Source organism: Paenibacillus sp. FSL H8-0168, from assembly GCF_038592955.1.
GTDB classification, from domain to species: Bacteria; Bacillota; Bacilli; order Paenibacillales; family Paenibacillaceae; genus Paenibacillus; species Paenibacillus polymyxa_B.
The window spans coordinates 4,673,146-4,690,543 of record NZ_CP151948.1 but is presented as its reverse complement, the minus strand read 5'-3'; the positions used below and the strand labels follow the sequence as shown (position 1 = coordinate 4,690,543).

Here is a 17,398-nt window from a genome sequence, read left to right as displayed (position 1 = left end):
GAGGAACACAATGAAACCATCCTGGCTGGAGCCTATTCTTCATTGGAATGGCGTGACGGTGTTTTTGATTGTCATTGTACTGCTGTCGTTGATTCAGGGCTGGAGACGAGGAGCTTCGAGATCTGTAGGGGCGCTGTTCAGTCTTATTGTAGATGGCATACTGACTGTGGCGGGTATTTTGTGCTCGCTCGGGTTAGCCATGTGGCTTTCACCAAAAGTACAACAGTGGCTGGCGACTTATATGGAACATTTGCCTCAACGAGAACTAAGCGGGATTGAGCAATTTTATTATACGTTGGTGGCGGGGTTAGAAGGTTTTCCGCTGCTGCGGTTCGCCGTATTGTTCATGCTCAGTTATGCGATCGCCCAATTTGTACTACGTGCAATTTATGTATTGATGGTAGGTGGCAAGTCAGATTCTTCTTTCCATGAGCATGAAAAAAAATCAGGCTTTTTCAGCAGGGTGGCAGGGGCTGGAATAGGTACTCTTATTGGTGGAGCACGCGCTATCATGGTTATAGCCCTGCTATTCATCGGCGTAAGTCTGTATCCAGACAGCGGGTTTAGCAGCTACGTCCAAGCTTCACCGATTTATAAGCAGGGAGCGCAATCGGTCATTGAGCCGTTATCCGGTACACTGATTAAGGATAAATTGCCCGTATTTACGCAGGCCGTTACCAAGGAATTAAACGGTATCCTGCAGCGTAAATACGAAATGATTGACCGGGAAATTCCGAACGATATCGATCAAGCTGCAGCCAAGATTACACAGGGGATGAGCGGTGATGAGCAAAAAGCCAGAGCGTTGTATGAATGGGTAGGTACCCGTATTAGCTATGATTTTGGTAAGGTAGAAGCCTATGAGCAGCGTGGTGACTGGCATGAACAGACCCCTAGAGATACGTTTGATACACGTAAAGGAGTCTGCATTGATTATGCCCGCCTGTATGCGATGATGGCTCGTTCGCAGGGATTACAGGTCAAGGTGGTGACAGGGCTTGGTTATAACGGACAGGGAGGATACGGGTCCCACGCATGGAATGAAGTGTATTTGAGCGCACAGGATCAGTGGGTACCGTTAGACCCAACCTGGGCGCAAAGTGGGGACTGGTTTAATCCACCTGGTTTTGCCCAAACACATATCAAGGATAAAGTGATTTAAGAAGGAGTGGAAAAGGGCACATGAGAAAGATAGACAACGAGCAGGGAAAAGACAATGAGATGTCTGATCGAAAAAGATTCAGCTTTCGGATCAATCTGTTCTTTTTCAGCTCGTTCATTATATTTACGGTCATTATTGTAAGACTAGCGATACTTCAATTTGTAGATGGACCTCAGCTTAAGCAGCAGGAGGCCAGTAATGTTACCAAAAATGTACCGCTTACGCCGATTCGCGGAACGATTTATGATTCAACCGGACAGAACAGACTGGCGTATTCGACACCTGTACAATCGCTGTATATCACGCTCTCCAAGAACTATAGTGACAACGTGGAGAAATCGCGTAAGCCTGATAAAAAGCTGTTGCCTGAGCTGGAAAACATGACACAAAAGCTGGCAAATCGATTTGCCCAATATGGTAATAAAGATGAGCCGAAAATGACGGCAGAACAAATTATGGACGCTATGGATCGGAACTATCAGCGATTTAGCGGTTTTACGCCGCGTCTGATTAAAACGAATCTCAGCAAAGAAGAAGTCGCCTATTTTATGCAGCATAAGAGCGAGTTTCCCGGAATAGATGTGGTCGAGGAAACGGTACGCCATTATGATCCTGATACAGTAGCTGTTCAAACGGTCGGTTATATTAAAAGCTACAAAAGTGCACGTGAAACGTTGGATAAATATAAGAATATTCAAAAATCCATGTCAGCTGAAGATGACCCGGGTCTCATTTATATGGATAACGAATCTGTTGGTTTTGATGGGCTGGAATTTCAATATCAGGAACAGTTACGAGGGAAAAATGGTTATAAAACGGTTCCGATTGATCCGCGCAATATGCCGGAAGGTGTAGATTCTGTTACTCCTCCGCAAAAAGGGAATAACATTTATTCCACCATTAATAAAGAGATTCAGGTCAAAACAGAAGAAGCCATTACGGATCAATTGAGATGGCTCCATTCACACGCTGTATCTGGCAGGACTCATCCTTATGCGAAAACAGGCTTTGCTGTCGCGATGGAAGTGGATACTGGTAATGTGGTAGCCATGGCGAGCATGCCGGATTATGATGCGAATTACTGGCAAACGGGTACAATTTCCACAGATAAATATAAAGAGATTGAACATGTGTATCAAAACGCCACAATTAAGAACGTTGGCTCTGGCCAATCTGGACAGCACCCTGATTCTACTGTACTTCTCGGATCCACTATTAAACCGCTGTCCGTTCTTATTGGATTGGAAGAAGGACTGTTTACAACAAATACGTACTATCAAGATACAGGAGCGGCTTATTTCGGACGTAACAACTCCTCACGGGTGCGCAACTCATCTGGTCATGTGTACGGTTCAATGGACCCGGCAACCGCTATTCGCCATTCCTCCAATGCCTTTATGGTCGATATGGTTGGTAAACGCTTATATAACAAATACATCAACAATGCCGCAGAAGACCAGGGCGTTAACGTATGGGATCGTTATATGAAGGAGTTTGGATTAGGTGTTTCTACTGGAGTAGACTTGCCCGGTGAGTTCCGGGGTTGGCGGGAGTACACGAAAAAATCAGAGTCAGCACTTTCTAAATTGGCATATGCATCCTTTGGTCAACAAGGTAAATATACACCTATGCAACTTGCCCAATACACAACGATGATTGCTACCAAGGGCAAACGGATGGAGCCGCATTTGGTCAGTCAAATTAAAGATACCAACGGTAATGTAGTTCAAACAATTAAGCCGAAGGTACTGAATGAAGTGAAATTTCCGGATGCTTATTGGAATGAAGTTATACGCGGGATGTCAACAGATGTCAGCGCATTTAAAGGTTTCCCTTACGACTTTGCTCGCAAAACGGGGACATCGCAGCAAAGTGTAGGAAGAGAATTGAAAGATAATGGAGTATTTATCGCCTTTGCACCACGTCAGAATCCCAAACTTGCAGTAGCGGTTGTTATTCCTGAAGGGGGCTTCGGGGCTTGGAGTGCTGGGCCTGTTGCACGCAAAATCTTTGATGCTTACGATGAAGTGTACGGTCTGGACGGTGTTCCAAAGAAAAAGGATGAAACAGCAACCGATCCTAATGCAATCAAACAGCCATAATCCTTTTATACGATGTCATTTCATGAAAGCTTCCCTTAGCCTTTGGGCTGAGGGAAGCTTTTTTATGTCTTTTCTACGTTTTCTTACAAAATTGTCATCTTAGAATTCATCGTTTATTGTTTTAGATATGGTAGGATCAGGGAATATGAAACCTATTGGAAGGAGTAATGCAGCTAATATGGACAGAAGAAGTTTAGATAAAAAGTTTTCATTCAAAAAGAAAAATCAAGAAGAGGATGAAGAGTCACGAAAAAAACGGACGGTTTTACGAACCAACCTACTGTTTTTTAGTGCTTTTGTGTTGTTTGCCCTGATCATTACCAGACTAGCTGTATTGCAGTTTGTACAATCGGACGAGCTGAAGAGTCAGCAGCAATCCGTAAATACGAAAAATGTCCCGTTAGTCCCGAGTCGCGGCACGATTTATGATTCCACAGGTACGGTTAAGCTGGCGTATTCGACTCCAGTACAGTCCCTATATGTAACTTTATCTAAGGATTATAGCAAGCATACGGAGAAAGACCGCAAACCAGGGGAAAAGCTGCTCCCTGAGCTCAATGCTTTTGCTACCAAGCTTGCTGCCAAATTAAACGAACTGGGGCGTACCGAAGGAGAGCAGCTCAATGCAGAGGAAATAAAAAAACGATTGGACCCGGACTATAATCAATATAGGGGATTTACCCCGCGTTTGGTCAAATCCGACCTGAGTCGGGAGGAAATCGCTTATTTTCTGGAGCATCGGACAGAGTTTCCTGGTGTAGAGGTTGTAGAAGAAAGTGTACGCCATTATGACCCGGATCGGGTGGCGGTCCAAGCGATTGGATATATGTACAAGTTCAAAGGAGCTCGAACGAACCGACCCAAATATAAAGAGCTCTATGAAGCTAATTCGGAGGTCCTAAGACCGACACAGGTGTATTCGGAAAGTGAAACGGTCGGATATGATGGCTTAGAGCTTCAGTACCAGGACGAGCTGAGAGGAAAAAATGGATATAAAACGGTAGAGGTCAATCCTCGCAGCATGCCAGAGGGCATTGAATCCATTACTCCTCCTGAAAAAGGACATCATTTATATTCCACCATCAACAAGGAAATTCAGCAGAAAACCGAACAGGCCATTATGGATCAGCTTCGCTGGCTTCATACTCATGCCGTATCGGGGAAGCTTCATCAAGACGCTACCACTGGCTTCGCTGTAGCGATGGAGGTAGAGACTGGAAATATCGTGGCAATGGCCAGTATGCCGGATTATGACTCTAATGTATGGAAAAGTGGAAGTACCTCGCCTTCGGTATATGACGAAATTCAGCATAAAATGGGAAATGGAACCATTAAATCCGTGCCTAGCGGAAAAGCGGGTCCACATCCAGAATCCTCAGTGCTTTTGGGTTCAACCATTAAACCGCTAACCGTGCTGATCGGGTTGAAGGAAAACCTGTTTTCTCCCGGACAAACTTATCTGGATACGGGAAGTGCGTACTACGGCAAAAATCGCTCCAGCCGGGTTGGGAATTCTAGCGGACATGTGTATGGTTCTTTGACACCTAGCAGGGCAATTGAGGTCTCGTCGAATACGTTTATGGTAGATATGATCGGCAAGCCGCTGTATGGCAAATACGGAAGTAATGCAGGGGTGCATCAGGGAATTGACGTATGGGACAAGTATATGAAGGAATTTGGATTAGGCGTACCGACAGAAGTAGATCTGCCGGGCGAGTGGGCAGGCAGACTCGAGTATACGAGCAAAAAGGAAAGTGCGTTGACACGTTTGGTACAGGCATCCTTTGGTCAGCAGGGAAAGTATACGGCCATGCAGCTGGCCCAGTATACGACTGTACTGGCAACAAAGGGCAAGCGTATGCAGCCTCATTTGGTCAGCAAAATTGTAGATGATCAGGGGAATCTCGTACGTGAGTTTAAGCCGCAGGTGCTGAATGAGGTCGCCTTTTCAGATACGTACTGGAATACAGTGATTCGGGGTATGGCTACGGATGTTAAAGCCTTTAACGGATTTCCTTATGATTATGCCCGCAAAACAGGGACTTCCCAGCAGGTGGTAGGACGTACGGTTAAAGATAATGGGGTGTTCATCGCTTTTGCTCCGCGTCAAAATCCGAAGCTGGCGGTAGCGGTCATCATTCCTGAAGGGGGCTTTGGTGCGACGAGCGCGGGACCGGTTGCGCGTAAAATATTTGATGCGTATGACGAAGTTTACGGGCTAGATGGTACTCCTAAAAAGCCTCTTGCAGCCAAGTAAGGACTTGAATACTTTTGTGGGCTTCTCTTTTTCATGGTAAAATGTCGTTGGACATAAGGGACAACAGGAGGAAGAGAGACTATGGGAGAAAACCAATATAAATACAAACTGCTTGCGCTCGACATGGATGGAACTTTACTGAATGATAATCATGAAATTTCCCTGGAAACGATTAACTGGATTAACAAGGCGATTCAGGAAGGGATTCATGTATGCTTATCCACCGGACGTGCAGCGATGCATGCTCTGCCTTACGGTCAGCAACTCGGCCTGGAGACGCCAATGGTAACCGTAAACGGTAGTGAGGTGTGGAAATCACCCCACGAGTTGTGGCGCCGGTATTTACTTGATAAGGAGCTCGTTCGCAAGATGCACCAGATTGCCGTAGAAACAGGCTCTTGGTTCTGGGCTTACTCCACGGAGGAATTATATAACAGAGATCGCTGGCCGGATACATTGGACACACAGGAGTGGCTCAAATTCGGTTATAATACGGAAAATGACGAAATTCGCCACCAAATTTTGCTTAAGCTTCAGGACATGGGTGGACTTGAAATTTCCAATTCTTCGATGACAAATCTGGAAATTAACCCGGCTGGTATATCCAAAGCCAGTGGAATCGCTGAAGTGTGCGACCTGCTTGGCATTACTCTGGAGCAGGTGGTTGCCGTTGGCGACAGTCTGAATGATATGGCAGTGATTCAAGCGGTTGGACTGGGCGTAGCAATGGGTAATGCTCAGGATACGGTTAAAGAAGCCGCTGATGTGGTCGTGGCTTCGAACAATGACGACGGCATTGTAGAAGTGATTCGTGATTATGTGCTTGTGTAATAAAACGAATGATGCAGCTAGCAGGATGAATGGACGAGAAGGAGGAGGCCCATGGACGTTGTAGGCTGGATTGTTGTTATTGTGCTATTCATTGTGGGCATGGCCGGGGCGGTATATCCCGTATTGCCAGGGGCGCTCGCCATCTATTTTGCATTTTTTGTATACGGCTGGTTTTTCTCGTTTGCTCCATACAATGCATTGTTTTGGATTATACAAACACTAATCGTCGTTGCCCTTTTTGTTGCGGATTATGCTGTGAATGCGTGGGGAGTCAAGCGATTTGGCGGCTCGCGTCTGTCGGCGATACTGAGTACCATCGGGATTATTATCGGCCCCTTCGTTATTCCGGCATTTGGTCTGATTTTGGGGCCATTTATCGGCGCTGTGCTGGGTGAGCTAATTGGCAAAGCCCCGCTGGACCGAGCTATTAAAGTGGGCTTTGGCTCTGTATTAGGCCTTTTTACCAGCACCGTGATGAAAGTGATTTTGCAGCTTGCCATGATTATTGTATTCTTGATTTGGGTGTTATGACTCGAGATTCGTTTTCGTTTATTATGATTTGCAGAGACAGAATCGACATGCGGCTCCGCACCGGTGATGGCTCAGGCCATGACTGTTTGTGCGGGGCTTTTGCATGCGTGTGAACAGCAAGAAAGAAGGGAACGCATTTTGTCCAATAAAGAAACATTCCTTAAAGGTACGCTTATTTTAGCCGCTGCTGCCTTGGTGGCCAGAGTGCTTGGTCTGGTACAGCGTGTTCCATTGGAGCATCTGCTTGGTTCCGTTGGGAACGCCTCGTTTACCATTGCGAACAACGCTTATTTGATGCTGCTCACAGTGGCTACGGCCGGTATTCCAAGCACATTGAGCAAAATGGTTTCAGAACGTTATGCACTGGATCGGCCTTCGGAAGCGCGACGTGTGTATCGTGCGGCTTTGATATTCGCGGCCGCGGCAGGCATTATCATTACAGCGCTACTGTATTTTGGAGCACCTTACTTTGCCGAGCATGTAGCGGGGGTTCCGCAATCCGCTTTGGCCATTCAGGCTTTGGCACCAGCATTACTGCTGTTCCCTGCCATCGCCATGATGCGTGGATACTTCCAAGGGCGCGGTAATATGACCGCAGGCGGTATTTCACAAATTGTGGAGCAGGTTGCACGGGTAGCGACCGCTATTGTACTCGCTTTTATTATTTTGAAGCTAGGTTATGGAGATCGCGAGGTTGCGGCCGGGGCCTCCTTTGGAGGTGTCATGGGAAGTCTTGGCGCTCTGGCGGTCATGTTGTACTACACGGTGAAATTGCGTCGCCAGGATCGACAGGATCGTCAAGATCAATTCCAAGAGGAAAGCTCCGCGCTACCGATGATGCGCATTTACAAAGATATTTTCAAGCTTTCCATTCCGATTGTATTGTCGTCTCTGACGGTTCCGGCGGTCAACTTTATTGATACGTCGATTGTGGTGAGACTGCTATCTGGTCAAGTCGGATTGGATCAGGCGACTACTCAGTTGGGTTATCTAGGCTCTCGGGCACAGAGTGTGGCGGGAATTCCCCCGATTTTGGCCATTGCGCTCAGCCAATCGCTCATTCCGATCATTTCAGCGGCATTTGCCCGTAAGGATGAGCAGCATTTACAAAATCAGATGACGCTGGCCCTGCGTATCTCTATTTTGACTGGAATGCCAATTGTGCTGGCTTTATGTGTAACCGCCTATTCTATTAATGGTTTACTGTTTAGCTCGCTTGGAGGCAGTGGTATCATCGCTGTTCTGACACTCGGAACGATATTCCAGATTACGATGATGACTTCTAATTCAATACTGATCGGTATGGGCAAGCCGCGTATTTCAATGGTTAATGTCATGGTCGGTATCGTCGTCAAGTTTGCAGCGAGCTGGCTGCTGGCTGGTTGGCTTGGGATTTACGGGATCATTGCCGCAACCGGATTATGTTTTCTCGTGATCACGTTGCTGAATTTGCGTGTGCTTAAAGGGATCGTCTCCTTTTCCATCATGGGCCGTCGCTGGGCAGGGTTCTTAACCGCAGTCGTCGTCTCGGGAGCTATCGGATACGGTGTAAATGAAGCCTGTATTCTGCTGGTGCATCTGATGCCTGCGCGTGTGGCCTTCTTCATCGCATGCTGCATTGCCGGAGCGACTGTACTGGTATGCTACTTGGTGTTGCTGGTTGTACTGCGCGTATTGCGCAGGGACGAGCTGGGCAACTACCCACGTATGTTGCAAAAGGTACTGCGCCCGTTAATGCGTCTACAGCGTGAGTCCATAGGACAACGAGGCTAAAAGAGTCCTCCAGTCTTTCAGTGGAAAGGTTGCAAGCTGTTATGGGCAACGTGGGCCATTGCTGTTTTTTGGATGCCATGGCGATGCTCATGGCGCATGGCAAATAACAGCGGTCGCCTTGGTTCGCTGAGATGTCCAAGTGTGGAGCCGTCCTGAAACCAGTCATACCGGGGGATTGGATCATAAGCTGTATCGGACCAGACGGCGTTCAGCTCCGGGCTGTACAGACGTTGTCCTGGCGGTAGCCATTTATGTGCTAAAAGCGTTGCACTTTCATCTGGAGAGTGCAACGCTTTTTGTTCATTCGGTGTGAACAATCCGGGCCAATAGTCGCTGCGTGAACCCGTATGCGGCACACTGTTAGCGAATGCTGATACCTGGTCCAGCACCTGCTGATGGCCGAAGAGCATAGCATAGAGACTTTTGCCAAAGCCGATCCGCTCATCCAAATGGCCGAAACGCTCCATCACTAGTCCAGCAAGTCCACCATTCAGCCCAAGTGGAAATATAACCTGATTAAGCTGGAGCCAGTCATGCAAATAAAAGCCCGGCTTGTGTGTCACAAATTTCTGAAAATACGGATCTTTTACCACACGTCCTTCAATATAGTTTTGTTCATTAATGATGAGCGCCACAGTCAACAGAGAGCTATCACGCCAAGCCCAGAAACGTTCCCAAAAGGGCTTCATAAATGGCGAAACGTGAAAATAAGGCAACAAATGAAAGCAACTCCGACCCAAATGGCGGCTGTGCATGTAGAGTTGCAACTGCGGATAAGCGTCCTGAAAAATAAGGGCGTTACAGCGCTCCAGTAGCCGATACAGCCATTCCTTTTCCTGTTCGCCGAACAGGTTGCTAATCAGTCCCCCTTTCAGATCGGTCATATTATAGCCGCCATTACGAGAAACCAGGTGGGCCAGTAATGCCCAGTGTAACTCCGGGTAGCCACGATAGCATTCAAGGTAAGCAGCAGTCCGAGTGACGTTGCTGCGATTCTCCTGTGCTGTATCGTTCTTGATACGCTCCAGCAGCTCACAGTCTGTTTCGCATAAGGGCATATTCAGAGAAGAGGGACGCGTTGCGGGTCCGTTCACCAGCATTAACGCTTCAGCTTCATTCATAGCGGCCTGTGCTGTATGATAATCCCACGCTAGTTCACGCAAGGGGTAGCGTAATTTGCGGGATTCGGTCCAAGCCGCCCGTTTGCCCTCCCAAGCTTCCTCTGCAACACGGGGAACGGAACCCAGTAACTTTAGCCCTCCTTGAAGCTGTCGAGATGCTGTATGGAGCCATTCGGTAAGAGACATGACTAAATAACCTCCTTTCCAACTGCAAGCATCCCCGTATCCTGCCAAGTAAGTTGGGTATGCTGTTAGGATGTCGTCGCTTATGTGGATTCTTAAGTATATCTTTAGTATGCCTCAATGAGAGGGCTTCCAATCGGCATGTGAGCAGAATGGGGGAGTGTGCAAAAGCTTCACTTGGCGTTACAATAGAAAGTGCAATCTTTTCAGCATAAAAAGAATTTAAGGAGGAATCATCCATGCAAAAAATCGTCTCTCATGAAGACTTTAATAAGGCAATATCTACTTCCGGCGTAACGGTGGCTGTATTTAAGGCGGACTGGTGTGGGGATTGTCATTTCATTGATCCGTTCATGCCTGATGTGGAACAACAATATGCAGATAAGCTTACATTAATTGAGATTGATGTAGAACAGGCTGAAAGCGTCAGCCAAGAGCAGAATGTATTGGGTATTCCTAGCTTTATCGCCTACAGTGAAGGGAGAGAACTGGTACGTCTGGTAAACAGACTGCGCAAATCCCGCGAGGAGATTGAGCAATTTTTGGATCGGGCTGTTGAAGTCCATGCGAGCTTGGCAAAATAATGAATGCTGTACATGCATGCATAAAGGTTCCAAAGTGAATTTTAAACATCAAGACATTCAGAAAGCCGCTTCCTTTCAAGGAGGCGGCTTTCTCACGGACACGTTCACATTTTGTCAACAAAGCTCGTATGTCAAGGAACGATATATCAGTTATAATTACTATAAGTGATCATTTCACAACATATAAAGTGAATAAATATTATATTTGGAAGGATACGGGTGAATTCTTTGAATAACAAAATCAGAATATTAAAATGGCTGGCACTCGTAACATGTATTGTCATGTTTTTGGCTACCTTCGGTGGAGGTGTAGTGACACGGACGGATTCAGGTCTTGGCTGTGGCCGAGAATTCCCGCTTTGCAATGGTAAGCTGGTTCCGGCACATACGATCGCATCCCTTATTGAGTTCTCTCATCGCTCCGTCAGTGCCATGGCCGGGATTCTTTCTATCGCCTCATTTGTTGGCTTTTTGCTGTTTATGAAGCATCGGAAGGATTTGCAGCTATTCTCGCTGCTCACGCTCATGTTTGTCATCATACAAGGTGCAATGGGGGCATTGGCTGTAATTTTCTCCCAATCGGCTGCAGTCATGGGACTGCATTTTGGCTTTGCGCTTATCGCCTTTGCCAGTGCGACTATGATGACGCTGGGGGCCTGGCAGGAGCACGCGGACTCACGCCACACTCCGCGTCTGATTGCTGGGCGTGTCAGTCGGGGCTATCGCAACTTTATATGGCTATCGACGATCTATACCTATATTGCTGTCTATTCAGGGGCGTTGCTTAGTCACTCGGTCATCCAGAAGGTTGTAAATATTGGGGGCTTCATATCTCCACTGCTGCTTCATCAGATTTCAGCCGGTCTGCTGTTCGTCATTATCTTGGCTGTGGGTCACTACTCATACCGTTATCACCCGAATCACCGAGATATCCGTATATTGGGTGTCGTATCGGTCTTGTTAATTTTGCTTCAAGTGGTGATTGGAATTATCTTGTTGTACGTCAACAGACCTGAAATCTACATGTTTATCGTGCTGGGACATATGCTGGTGATTGCATCGTTGTTCTCCATTTTAGCTTATCTGAGCTATCGTGTATGGCAATTGTCACCGGACCGCAAGCTTGTTCCGACCCAAGCACAACGTACTTAAGCATTTCATAGATCATAGTGAAGCGGATTTTTGCCCAAGAGGCGTTTAAACACGTATAATAGCATATAAGAAACAAACCAGGCCCACGAGTTTCTCGAGGGCTTGATTTGCTTAGGAGGAGTCGTCCAGTTGATCTACCAGAATTTGCGCCAATTTATTGAAGCGCTGCGTAAAGAAAATCATCTTAAAATCATAGAGGCACCTGTCGATCCTTACTTGGAGCTGGCTGAGATTCATCGAAGAGTCATTGAGGAAGAAGGGCCAGCACTGCTGTTCACGAATGTAAAAGGAACCCCGTTTCCTGTAGCCAGTAATCTGTTTGGCACGAATCGCCGTGTGGATATGGCTTTTGGCCCGCGACCAGAGCAACTGATGGATGCGATTGTCGGAGCCACCAAAACATTGTTTCCACCTACACCCAAAGCATTGTGGAATGAACGTGGCCTGATTAAGGACATGCTAAAAGTAGGGCTAAAAACAGTATCTCACAGCGAGGCCCCTGTGTTGGGAGTTCGCCGTACAGAGGCTCCGTTAGCGCCACTGCCTAAAGTGACCAGTTGGCATGAGGACGGGGGGCCGTTTATTACGCTTCCACTTGTGTATACCGAGAAGCCAGGTCAGTCCAAGGATCATAATCTGGGGATGTACCGCATTCAGATTTATGATGATCAGACGACGGGCATTCACTGGCAAATTCATAAAGGCGGCGGTTTCCATTATCATGAAGCGGAGCTGCGTAATGAGCCATTGCCTACGACGATTATCATTGGTGGCCCGCCTGCCCTGATTGCGTCTGCCATTGCTCCAGCACCGGAAAACTTGCCTGAGCTGTTGCTGGCTTCGCTTATTATGGGAGGCAAGCTGCCCATGACAGAAGACCCGCTTGGGGGTCACCGGATTCCAGCAGAAGCAGAATTTGCAATCAGCGGTTATGTGCCGCCTCATGAACGCCGTCCGGAAGGCCCGTTTGGCGATCATTTTGGATATTATTCATTACAGCATGATTTCCCTGTATTTCATGTCAAACATATGCATCACCGCAAGGATGCCATTTATCCGGCAACCATTGTAGGTAAGCCTCGGCAAGAAGACTACTATCTCGGTGAGTTTTTGCAACGTCTGCTGTCGCCTGCCTATCCGCTTGTGATGCCTTCCGTCAAGTCCCTGTGGGCGTATGCGGAAACGGGCGTACATGCGCTGGCAGCGGCAGTCGTACGTGAAAGCTACTCCCGTGAAGCGCTTGTATCCGGTTTTACCATTTTGGGTCAAGGTCAATTGTCGTTGACCAAGTTCCTGATGCTGACAGATCGAGTCATTGATTTATCTGACTTTAACCTGCTGCTGGAAACCATTCTGGAGCGATTTAATCCAGCAACGGATTTATTTATTTTCAATCACACGTCACACGATACGCTCGATTACACAGGTCGCAAGCTGAATCATGGTAGTAAGGCGATCCTGATGGGGATAGGTGAGCCTGTACGTGAATTGCCTCGTGCTTATGAGGGAGGCGATCTGCCGGGAATTCGTGAAATTAAGCCCTATTGCGGAGGTTGCCTCGTCGTATCGGGTGCGTCCTTTGAGCAGGAGCCTGAGCTGGCGGCACGTGTTTTGGAGCGATTAGCTGCAGGTGAGCAAGAGTGGCCGCTCGTCTTCATTGTGGACGATGCCAAAGAAGTTGTTCGCTCTCAAGCCTCGTTCCTGTGGACAGTGTTCACACGCTTTAACCCGGCTACGGATATGTACGCGGACAGCGAAGTGCGTTTGCATCATCTGAACTATAAGCTGCCGATTGTAGTGGATGCGCGTATGAAGCCGGGGTATCCGGATGAGGTGTTACCGCGTGAGGATATTGTTAAGCTTGTAGATCAACGATGGACGAGTTATTTCGCTTGACGCCCTAATTAAACCTACAGCCGGATTTTACATTTATAAGGAGGTGTAAGCATGATACGCAAGCTACTGGGTGAGCCGCCACGTGTGAACAAGGGCATCCTGCTAGATGCCATGAATAGCATGTCAGATATGTTGAACCTGCTGGAACGGCAAATTCAGGCTGGTGGAGATCCGACCCACGATTTTCGAAAGGCGGATATTTTGACACGCGGTCTAATGTCATCTCTGGATGAACTGGAGCAGAGCCATCATGCTGCCGCCTTTTTCCGAATGAAAGTGAAAGCCGGATACGCTGAAGATATGAGCGAGGATGAAAAATCCGATTATGCATTATATGTTTTCTTTTATAAAGATGGGTTTGTTCGGGTTTTCTCTATTTTGGATAAGCTTGGTAACTGGCTAAATGATCTGTGTGATTTAAAAACAGGGCAGTATAAGGCGCATTATTCGTATTTTACCGTGTTGCGGCAGCTCAAGTATCTAAAAATGCATCCTGTATTGACCGATAATTTAAATGATATCAAGGACACTTACAACGATGCCATCAATCGGCTGCGTAAGCGTCGGAATACGGAGATACACTATATGAATACGGAAATGCAGGATGATCTCTGGCAACGACACCGAGCTTTGTATGGAAAAATCCAACTGGAGGACCTCGATCACCATTTGGAAGATTTGCAGCAGGGCTTGGAAATGGTATGTCGATCGCTGTCAAACGCCTTTACTTATACTGCGAAACAATGGGAGAATCGGGCAGTACGCCCAAGAATATGATAGAAAATATCCTTTGACAAAGCAATGTAAACTATCTATACTGAAACCTAGTTTCAGAAAAATGCTTGAATTATGTTTTTTTATATAAACTTAACGGACAGCTAAAGCTGGAGTTTAACATATTTTTCTTATCCAGAGAGGTGGAGGGACTGGCCCGATGAAGCCCGGCAACCCGTTCTTTCCCGGTGTAATACACTGGGAGGGAACATGATGGTGCTAATTCCTACAAAACCGCTAGAGTTATAGCGATTTTGGCAGATGAGAAAAGGATCGCAAGGTGGGGCCCTTTTCATTCTGTGAAAGGGGCTCTTTTTTGTATGAATAAATAGCCATTTTATGCAATCCTGAGAGATAAGAACTGTTAAAAGGGTAAGGAAGAAGTGAAGGGGGTCGCAGCACGTTGATAGAGCTTAAGCAGTTAACCAAGCATTATGGCAAAGGCAACCGACGCGTTAATGCGCTGTCTGGGTTGAATCTTTCTATAAAGCGTGGAGAAATATTCGGAGTGATTGGTCACTCCGGGGCGGGGAAAAGTACATTGATTCGCTGTATTAATTTATTGGAACGCCCTACTTCAGGTGAAGTATGGGTAGACGGGGTAAACCTCACTACTGTGAGTCAATCCCAGTTACAAATGCAGCGCCGAAAAATCGGAATGATTTTTCAGCATTTTAATTTGTTGTCTTCGGCGACGGTATATGACAATATTGCATTTCCGTTGCGGCTGGTAAACACGCCCAAGCAGAAGTTGGACAAGAAGGTCCGTGAACTGCTGGAACTGGTGGGTCTGGAAGAACACAGTGGAAAATATCCGTCACAGCTCTCAGGTGGGCAGAAACAGCGGGTAGGAATTGCACGGGCGCTGGCTAGTGATCCTCATGTATTACTGTGTGACGAAGCGACTTCTGCGCTTGATCCGCAGACGACGGGGTCTATCCTGAAATTGCTGCTGGATATTAATCAGCGCTTTAATTTGACTATCGTGCTCATTACACATGAAATGCATGTCATCCAAAGCATTTGTGATAAAGTTGGCGTCATTCATCAGGGTGACATCGTGGAGCAAGGTCCGGTGGCGGAAGTATTTTTGAAGCCGCAGCACCAGGTAACCAAGGACTTTATCCAGCGGGAGTCAGAGCATCCCGAGGAGTTGCAAGCAGCGATTGCGGCAGCAGGTGGCGGCGAGTCGGCGCAGGTGGTGCGTATCTCCTTCTTGGGCAGCAAAACATATGATGCGATTCTGTCGCGTACGGCTCGAAGCACTGGTGTTGATTTTGCGATCTTGCAGGGAACCATATCTACCATTAAAAATGTACCCTATGGACAGCTAATCGTTCGTTTTGAAGGAAACCATGAGGATATAGAGCATACGCTGCGCGAAGTGTCTGGGCAAGGACTTGATGTGGAGGTGATCGGACAATGAGCGAACTTGATTTTTCACAAGTGAGTTGGGATGAGCTAGGGAATTCTACGCTGGAAACCCTTCAGATGCTTGGGGCATCCGCATTGTTCACCCTCATCATTGGTTTGCCGCTCGGCATATTATTGTTTCTGGCGAGCCGCTCCTCGTTGACTCTGATGAAGGTGATATACATTGTATTATCATTCATCGTTAACATTTTACGTTCCGTACCCTTTATCATTTTGATCGTTGCACTTATTCCTTTTACACGATCGCTGGTAGGTACCTCGACCGGGGTGCTGGGAACCATCCCACCATTGGTTATCGGGGCTGCCCCATTCTTCGCACGTCTTGTCGAAACGTCTCTGCGTGAAGTGGACAAGGGCGTCATTGAAGCCGCACAAGCGATGGGTGCCTCGACAGGACAAATTATCCGGCGTGTGCTGTTACGTGAGGCACTTCCGGGTCTGCTCGCCGCATTAACCATTACCGTCGTTACGCTCGTATCCTACACGGCAATGTCCGGGATGATCGGGGGCGGTGGACTAGGTACACTGGCTATCAACTACGGCTATTATCGTTATGAAACGGCTGTAATGATCGTTGCGGTCGTGCTGATGGTTGTATTGGTACAATTGCTGCAAATGGCGGGAGATCGCCTCGTGCGGCATTATACTCGAAAATAGGGAAAACATATAGATATCCTTATTGATCAGGACGTCTGCTCCTGAATATTACAAACTTATTGGAGGGGTAATAACATGAAGAAATGGGTATTGGCTGTATTAAGCTTGACATTAATTGCGGTGCTGGCTGCTTGTGGTACAAAGAGCACAACATCGGATACAAACAATGCGAACGAAAATACAGGCGGATCACCACGTGAAGTGGAGCTGAAAGTTGGAGCTTCTCCTGTGCCGCATGCGGAAATTTTGGAAGCAATCAAGCCTCAGTTGGAAAAAGAAGGGGTTCGCCTCCAAGTCGTTCAGTTTAACGACTATGTACAACCGAACGTTCAATTATTTGACAAGCAGCTGGATGCTAACTTCTATCAACATGTACCTTACTTGGATGTGATGAACAAAGAGCGCAAAATGGACCTGGTTTCTGTGGGCGCAGTTCATTTGGAGCCATTCGGTATCTACTCCCAAAAATATAAAAAGCTTGATGAAATCCCAGATGGCGCAACTGTAGCCATTCCGAACGATGCGACAAACGGAGGCCGCGCATTGCTCTTGTTGGAGAAACAAGGTCTGATCAAGCTGAAAGACGCAAGCAACATTGAAGCTACGGTAAAAGATATTACTGAAAATAAGAAAAACCTGAAATTCAAGGAGCTTGAGGCGGCTATGCTGCCACGTCAGTTGCCTGAAGTGGATATTGCGTTGATCAACACGAACTACGCTCTGGAAGCGAAGCTGAATCCAACGAAGGATGCACTGGCACTGGAAGATAAAGATTCTCCTTATGCTAACGTTCTGGTAGCACGTCCTGATAATAAAGATTCCGAAGCGATTCAGAAGTTGATCAAAGCTTTGCAATCTCCAGAAACTAAAAAATTCATCGAAGATAAATACCAAGGCGCAATTATCCCGGCATTTTAAGTAGGGAACAAGAACGCATTGCA

The 17,398-nt window shown here is 47.1% G+C and carries 14 protein-coding genes and 1 riboswitch; of the genes, 13 read left to right on the top strand and 1 reads right to left on the bottom strand.

The features are described from left to right. The first annotated feature begins 10 nt into the window (after positions 1 to 10). The 6 genes from MHI21_RS20740 (at position 11) to MHI21_RS20715 (ending at position 8,656) form a co-directional block, all read left to right on the top strand. Complete coding sequence (locus tag MHI21_RS20740; RefSeq protein WP_342418839.1) at positions 11 to 1,162, top strand: transglutaminase domain-containing protein; 1,152 nt, start codon at positions 11 to 13, stop codon at positions 1,160 to 1,162. A gap of 20 nt (positions 1,163 to 1,182) precedes the next feature. Next, positions 1,183 to 3,264 (top strand): penicillin-binding transpeptidase domain-containing protein, encoded by a 2,082-nt coding sequence (locus tag MHI21_RS20735; protein ID WP_342418838.1) that lies wholly within the window; start codon positions 1,183 to 1,185, stop codon positions 3,262 to 3,264. Positions 3,265 to 3,442: 178 nt separating this feature from the next. Beyond that, complete coding sequence (locus MHI21_RS20730) at positions 3,443 to 5,521, top strand: penicillin-binding transpeptidase domain-containing protein (RefSeq protein ID WP_341163170.1); 2,079 nt, start codon at positions 3,443 to 3,445, stop codon at positions 5,519 to 5,521. A gap of 81 nt (positions 5,522 to 5,602) precedes the next feature. Then, the gene (locus MHI21_RS20725; RefSeq protein ID WP_250270231.1) at positions 5,603 to 6,352 is read left to right on the top strand and encodes a Cof-type HAD-IIB family hydrolase; all 750 of its coding nucleotides are present in this window, start codon (positions 5,603 to 5,605) and stop codon (positions 6,350 to 6,352) included. A gap of 51 nt (positions 6,353 to 6,403) precedes the next feature. Further along, on the top strand, positions 6,404 to 6,883 hold the full coding sequence (locus tag MHI21_RS20720) for a DUF456 family protein (RefSeq protein ID WP_028541425.1): 480 nt from the start codon (positions 6,404 to 6,406) through the stop codon (positions 6,881 to 6,883). Between the two features lie 138 nt (positions 6,884 to 7,021). Next, entirely contained in the window at positions 7,022 to 8,656 is a 1,635-nt protein-coding gene (locus MHI21_RS20715) for a polysaccharide biosynthesis protein (protein ID WP_342418837.1), read from the top strand. A 17-nt stretch (positions 8,657 to 8,673) separates the two neighbouring features. Here the strand turns inward: MHI21_RS20715 and MHI21_RS20710 are convergent, their stop codons facing one another. Beyond that, positions 8,674 to 9,963, bottom strand: a complete 1,290-nt coding sequence (locus tag MHI21_RS20710; RefSeq protein ID WP_341163172.1) for a DUF2515 family protein — start codon at positions 9,961 to 9,963, stop codon at positions 8,674 to 8,676. Positions 9,964 to 10,199: 236 nt separating this feature from the next. Between MHI21_RS20710 and MHI21_RS20705 the strand changes: the two genes are divergently transcribed. The 7 genes from MHI21_RS20705 to MHI21_RS20675 all read left to right on the top strand — a co-directional run bounded on the left by MHI21_RS20705 (position 10,200) and on the right by MHI21_RS20675 (position 17,375). Continuing rightward, on the top strand, positions 10,200 to 10,544 hold the full coding sequence (locus tag MHI21_RS20705; protein WP_013311844.1) for a thioredoxin family protein: 345 nt from the start codon (positions 10,200 to 10,202) through the stop codon (positions 10,542 to 10,544). A gap of 219 nt (positions 10,545 to 10,763) precedes the next feature. Then, positions 10,764 to 11,696 (top strand): COX15/CtaA family protein, encoded by a 933-nt coding sequence (locus MHI21_RS20700; protein ID WP_342418836.1) that lies wholly within the window; start codon positions 10,764 to 10,766, stop codon positions 11,694 to 11,696. A gap of 129 nt (positions 11,697 to 11,825) precedes the next feature. Continuing rightward, positions 11,826 to 13,592, top strand: coding sequence for a UbiD family decarboxylase (locus MHI21_RS20695; protein ID WP_061829846.1), 1,767 nt, complete (start codon positions 11,826 to 11,828; stop codon positions 13,590 to 13,592). A 51-nt stretch (positions 13,593 to 13,643) separates the two neighbouring features. Beyond that, positions 13,644 to 14,369: a Cthe_2314 family HEPN domain-containing protein gene (locus tag MHI21_RS20690; RefSeq protein ID WP_342418835.1), complete on the top strand. Its 726-nt coding sequence runs from the start codon at positions 13,644 to 13,646 to the stop codon at positions 14,367 to 14,369. Between the two features lie 125 nt (positions 14,370 to 14,494). After that, a riboswitch (SAM riboswitch) is annotated at positions 14,495 to 14,634 on the top strand. 135 nt (positions 14,635 to 14,769) lie between these two features. Next, positions 14,770 to 15,792 (top strand): ATP-binding cassette domain-containing protein, encoded by a 1,023-nt coding sequence (locus tag MHI21_RS20685; RefSeq protein ID WP_165148501.1) that lies wholly within the window; start codon positions 14,770 to 14,772, stop codon positions 15,790 to 15,792. Continuing rightward, positions 15,789 to 16,457 (top strand): methionine ABC transporter permease, encoded by a 669-nt coding sequence (locus MHI21_RS20680; protein ID WP_023990182.1) that lies wholly within the window; start codon positions 15,789 to 15,791, stop codon positions 16,455 to 16,457. Before MHI21_RS20685 ends, MHI21_RS20680 begins: the two co-directional genes overlap by 4 nt. A gap of 75 nt (positions 16,458 to 16,532) precedes the next feature. After that, positions 16,533 to 17,375 carry a MetQ/NlpA family ABC transporter substrate-binding protein gene (locus tag MHI21_RS20675; RefSeq protein ID WP_342418834.1) on the top strand — a complete coding sequence of 281 codons (843 nt, stop codon included), beginning with the start codon at positions 16,533 to 16,535 and terminating at the stop codon, positions 17,373 to 17,375. Positions 17,376 to 17,398: the final 23 nt, after the last annotated feature.